Raw genomic sequence first — 5,196 nt, forward strand, 5'->3', positions numbered from 1 at the left:
CGGAAGCGCCGTTCGCCCCCGGTCGTGCCGGCGTAGGGGAGGCCGCGCCACATCCGGAGCCCCCGGCGGCGCACGCCGTGCACCGCGCCCACGTCGGTCTCGACGACGAGACCGTCGCCGACGAGCACCTGGCCCTCGTCCAGCATGGCGGGAGCCTACCCCGGGCGGGTGAATGCGAGACAGGGAGGGCGCGGGGCGGGGCGGCCGCCGAGTCGAGGCGACCGTCTGCCGATGTCGTGAGGCTGCGGCAGAATGTCACGGTGGTCGGAATGCGGAGCTTCTGGGGGGCACTCCCCACCGAGGGTCGATGGCTGCTGTCGACGGTCGCCATCCAGACGCTCGGCCGGGGGCTGACGCTCCCGTTCACGATCATCTACCTGCACGAGGTGCGCGGCTTCGACCTCGAGTTGTCGGGCGCGCTCATGAGCCTGATCGCCATCACCGGGCTCATCGTCACCGGCCCGGGCGGCACGCTCATCGACCGCTACGGCGCCCGCGCGATCCTGCTCGCCGGTCTCACCTCGATGATCGCCGGCTGCACCCTGCTCGCGTTCGCCACCCATCCTGCCGTCGCCGCCGTGGCGCTCGTGCTCATCGGCGTGAACTTCGGCGTCTCCTGGCCGGGGTTCAACGCGCTCATCGCGACCGTGGTGCAGGGCGACCTGCGGCAGCAGTACTTCGGCGTGAACTTCGCGCTCGTCAACCTCGGGATCGGCATCGGCGGCATCCTCGGCGGCTTCTACGTCGACGTGGACTCGCCCGAGACGTTCACCGTGATCTTCCTCGTCGACGCCGCCACGAGCCTCATCCCCATGGCCCTGCTGCTCGGTCCCCTGCGGCACGTCCGCACCCAGTCCGAGCCGTCGGCCGATGCGCCGGCCACCGGCGGCTACCGCGAGATCCTCCGCCAGCCGGCGGTGCTGTGGATCACCCTGCTCACCTTCATCGCGATGTTCATCGGCTACGGCCAGATGGAGGCGGGCTTCCCGGCCTACGCCCGACAGGTGGCCGAGGTCTCGACCCGGGTGATCGGCTTCGCGTTCGCGGTGAACACGGCGGTGATCGTGCTGCTGCAGTTCACGGTGCTCAACCGCATCAGCGGTCGACGACGCACCCGCGTGATGCTGGTGATGGCCGGCGTGTGGGCGGCGTCGTGGCTGATCCTCGGCGCCGCCGGGCTGCTGCCCGACACGATCGCCGCAGCCATCGGCGTGCTCGCGTTCATGGGCGTCTTCGCGTTCGGCGAGACGCTGCTGCAGCCGACGGTGCCGGCCATCTACAACGACCTCGCGTCAGACCACAACCGCGGCCGCTACAACGCGATCAACTCTGCGGCCTTCCAGGGCGGCGCGATCACCGGTCCGATCGCCGCCGGGCTGCTGCTCGGCAACGGCCTCGAGGCGTGGTACATCGCCGTGATGGTCATCGGATGCCTCGGCATCGGCGTGCTCGCGCTGGCGCTCGAACGTCGCATCCCGGCGAGCGCGAACGGGGTTCCGACGGCCGCGCCCGTCGAGGGCTGACGAGCGAGCCGAGCTCGGCGGGGCCGACGCGAACGGCCGGGCTCCGGCTGAGCCGACCCACCGTCGACGCCGACTACTCCTCGACGATCTCCGCGTCGATCACGTCGTCCTCGCCGGCGCCACCGGCGCCGTCACCGGCTGCCCCGGCCGCCTCGTCGACCTCGGCGCGCGCCACGGTGAGCGACTCGCCGTCGGGAGCCAGCTCCACCATCACGCGGTCGCCGTCGCGGATCTCGCCGGTGAGCAGGGCCCGCGCGAGGCGGTCGTCGATCTCGTGCTGCATGAGCCGGCGCAAGGGGCGCGCCCCGTAGAGCGGGTCGTAGCCGCGCTCGGCCAGCCACGCCCTGGCGTCGGGGGTGACGCCGAGGTCGAGCCGCCGCTCGCGAAGTCGCGTCGAGAGCCGGTCGATGTAGAGGTTCACGATCTCGCCGAGCTCCTCCTCGCTGAGCGCGGAGAACACCACGATGTCGTCGAGGCGGTTGACGAACTCGGGCTTGAACGCCTGCCGCACCGTCTGCAGCACCGCCTGCTCCTTCTCGTCCCAACTGAGCGTCGGGTCGATCAGGTACTGCGAGCCCAGGTTCGACGTGAGGATGAGGATCACGTTGCGGAAGTCGACCGTGCGGCCCTGACCGTCGGTCAGCCGGCCGTCGTCGAGCACCTGCAGCAGCACGTCGAACACCTCGGGGTGCGCCTTCTCGACCTCGTCGAGCAGGATCACCGAGTAGGGGCGCCGGCGCACGGCCTCGGTGAGCTGGCCGCCCTGCTCGTAGCCGATGTACCCGGGGGGCGCGCCGACGAGCCGGGAGACGGAGAACTTCTCGCCGTACTCCGACATGTCGATGCGCACCATGGCACGCTCGTCGTCGAAGAGGAACTCGGCGAGCGCCTTCGCGAGCTCGGTCTTCCCGACGCCGGTCGGGCCGAGGAACAGGAAGGAGCCGGTCGGACGGTTGGGGTCGCTGATCCCCGCGCGCGAGCGTCGAACGGCGTCGGCGACCGCACCGACGGCGCGCTTCTGCCCGATGAGCCGCTTGCCGAGCTCGGTCTCGAGGTGCAGCAGCTTCTCGGTCTCGCCCTGCAGGAGCCGGCCGACGGGGATGCCCGTCCACGCGGCGATGACCTGCGCGATGTCCTCCTCGGTGACCTGCTCGTTGACCATGCGCGGCTCGTCGGGCGCGGCCTCGGCCTGCTCGGCGGCCTCGAGCTCCTGCCGGAGCCGCTTGATCGTCTCGTACTCGAGCTGCGACGCGCGGGCGTAGTCCGCCTCGCGCATCGCGCGGTCACGCTCGGTGATCGCCTCGTCGAGCTTCTTCTTCAGCTCGCCGACGCGGTTGAGGCCCATGCGCTCGCGCGACCAACGGGCCTCGAGCTCGGCGAGCTCACGCTCCTTCTCGACGAGCGTCTCGCGCAGCCGGGCGAGGCGCTCCTTCGAGGCGTCGTCCTTCTCACGCTTCAGGGCGAGCTCCTCGAGCTTCATGCGGTCGACCTGGCGCTTCAACTCGTCGATCTCGACGGGCGACGAGTCGATCTCCATCTTCAGCCGCGACATCGCCTCGTCGATGAGGTCGATCGCCTTGTCGGGCAACTGCCGAGCCGTGATGTAGCGATTGGAGAGGGATGCCGCGGCAACGAGTGCGGCATCCGAGATCGTCACGCCGTGGTGCGCCTCGTAACGGCCCTTGAGCCCGCGGAGGATCGCCACCGTGTCCTCGACGCTCGGCTCGCCGACGTACACCTGCTGGAAGCGGCGCTCGAGCGCGGCGTCCTTCTCGATGTACTCGCGGTACTCGTCGAGCGTCGTCGCGCCGATGAGGTGCAGTTCGCCGCGCGCGAGCATGGGCTTCAGCATGTTGGATGCCGCGACGGAGCCCTCGCCGCCGCCCGCGCCCATGAGCAGGTGCAGCTCGTCGACGAACGTGATGATGCCGCCCTCGGCGTCGTTGATCTCCTTGAGCACGGCCTTGAGCCGCTCCTCGAACTGGCCGCGGTACATCGCGCCGGCGACGAGGGCCGAGATGTCGAGCGAGACGAGCTGCTTGTCCTTCAGCGACACGGCGACGTCGCCCTCGACGATGCGCTGGGCGAGTCCTTCCACGACCGCGGTCTTGCCGACGCCGGGCTCGCCGATGAGCACGGGGTTGTTCTTCGTGCGCCGGGTGAGCACCTGGCTGACGCGGCGGATCTCGGCGTCGCGCCCGATGACCGGGTCGAGCTTGCCGGCCTTCGCCAGGTCGGTGAGGTTCACGCCGTATTGTTCGAGCGCCGACTTCTGCTCCTCCTGGGAGTTCGGAGCGCCCTGCATGTTGGCCACAGGAATCCCTTCGTCAAACTTGAGTGTAGTTGACTCAACTTTGCTCAGAGGGCGGATATTCCGAATCGATCACCGGAATTCCCCCGGCCTTCACGGTAGACGGATGCCTCGACGACCGCCACCGTGTGTGCACGTTCGTCCGCGCCGCGCCGCGCCTCAGTCGACCTCGACCTCGTCGCCGACCATCGTCGTGCGATCGATTCCGCCCGCGTCGGCCACCTGCTCGTACCGCACCGGCATCCCGGGGTGGTCGAGCGAGAACCAGAACGTCGCGACGGCGTCGCCATCGACGACGGCGCCCGTCACGGCGCCGGGCGCGGCATCCGCTGCGCTGATGGATGCGTCGACGGATGCTTCGGGCCGCACGTCGTACCGCAGGCACTCGCCCGTGCCGATCGGCAGCTCGAGGGTCTCGCGCGACGACGTCGTGCGGTCGGCGGGGAACGCCGCGTGCCGCTGGAGGTCGAGCCAGCTCGTGCGCTCGCGCTCCACCTCGCCGTCGACCAGGCCGTCGGGGCCGACCCACCAGCGCTCGAGCGTCGCGCCCGTCTCATCGGCCTCGACGAACCGGTTGACCCGCTCGAACGGCTCGCCCTCGGCGGGCTCGACGAAGAGCCGGATCGTGCGCCCGTCTGGGCAGCCCGCCCGGATCTCGTCGGCGGTGAAGGGCGTCGGCAGCAGGCCGGGGCCGAGCAGGTGCGGGTCCGTCATGTTCGCCATTCTGCGGCATCCGCTCGATTCCGGATACGGGCGGGCCGCGTATGGTCGAAGAGAGATCGGGGAGGTTCAATGCCACTGGAAGGCGAGTACGAGCCGAGCACGTCGGGATGGGCACGGAGGCAGGCCGAGACGTTCGAGGCGTCGAACGGCGAGAAGGCGAACACGCTCCGCGGGTTGCCGATCGTCCTGCTCACGAGCGTCGGCGCGAAGACCGGCAAGCTGCGCAAGACCGCGCTGATGCGCGTGGAGCACGACGGGGCGTACGCCGTCGTGGCGTCGCTCGGCGGTGCCGCGAAGCACCCGGTCTGGTATTGGAACCTCAAGAAGCACCCGCACGTGGAGTTGCAGGACGGCGCCGAGCGGCACGACTACGAGGCACGCGAGCTCGAGGGCGCCGAGCGCGAGGAGTGGTGGGTGCGGGCGGTCGAGGCCTACCCGCCCTACGCCGACTACCAGCGCAAGACCGACCGGCTGATCCCGGTCTTCCTCCTCACGCGCGTCGTGCTCTGAGCCCCGCGGTCTGAGCCCACCCGCTCAGAGCCATCGCATCGTGAACGCCCGGGCGAGCAGCGCACGGAGCGGCGGCACCGCGAGCGTGCGCACGATGCCGTTGCGGGCGCGCAGGCGGAGCCCGGCGGC

The 5,196-nt window shown here is 70.4% G+C and carries 4 protein-coding genes; 2 read left to right on the forward strand and 2 right to left on the reverse strand.

Going from position 1 to position 5,196, the window contains the following annotated elements:
• The first annotated feature begins 269 nt into the window (after window positions 1-269).
• On the forward strand, window positions 270-1,523 hold the full coding sequence (locus GH736_RS16805) for an MFS transporter (protein WP_159605384.1): 1,254 nt from the start codon (window positions 270-272) through the stop codon (window positions 1,521-1,523).
• A 73-nt stretch (window positions 1,524-1,596) separates the two neighbouring features.
• Here GH736_RS16805 and GH736_RS16810 read toward each other — a convergent pair whose 3' ends face one another.
• Together GH736_RS16810 and GH736_RS16815 are read right to left on the reverse strand one after the other, a co-directional pair.
• The gene (locus GH736_RS16810) at window positions 1,597-3,837 is read right to left on the reverse strand and encodes an ATP-dependent Clp protease ATP-binding subunit (protein ID WP_407922364.1); all 2,241 of its coding nucleotides are present in this window, start codon (window positions 3,835-3,837) and stop codon (window positions 1,597-1,599) included.
• A 156-nt stretch (window positions 3,838-3,993) separates the two neighbouring features.
• Entirely contained in the window at window positions 3,994-4,548 is a 555-nt protein-coding gene (locus GH736_RS16815; protein ID WP_235934367.1) for a hypothetical protein, read from the reverse strand.
• A gap of 78 nt (window positions 4,549-4,626) precedes the next feature.
• On the opposite strand from GH736_RS16815, the gene GH736_RS16820 reads away from it, so the two are divergent.
• Window positions 4,627-5,067, forward strand: a complete 441-nt coding sequence (locus GH736_RS16820; RefSeq protein WP_159605388.1) for a nitroreductase family deazaflavin-dependent oxidoreductase — start codon at window positions 4,627-4,629, stop codon at window positions 5,065-5,067.
• The last annotated feature ends 129 nt before the right edge of the window (window positions 5,068-5,196 follow it).

Source organism: Agromyces humi (assembly GCF_009720255.1).
GTDB classification, from domain to species: domain Bacteria; phylum Actinomycetota; class Actinomycetes; order Actinomycetales; family Microbacteriaceae; genus Agromyces; species Agromyces humi.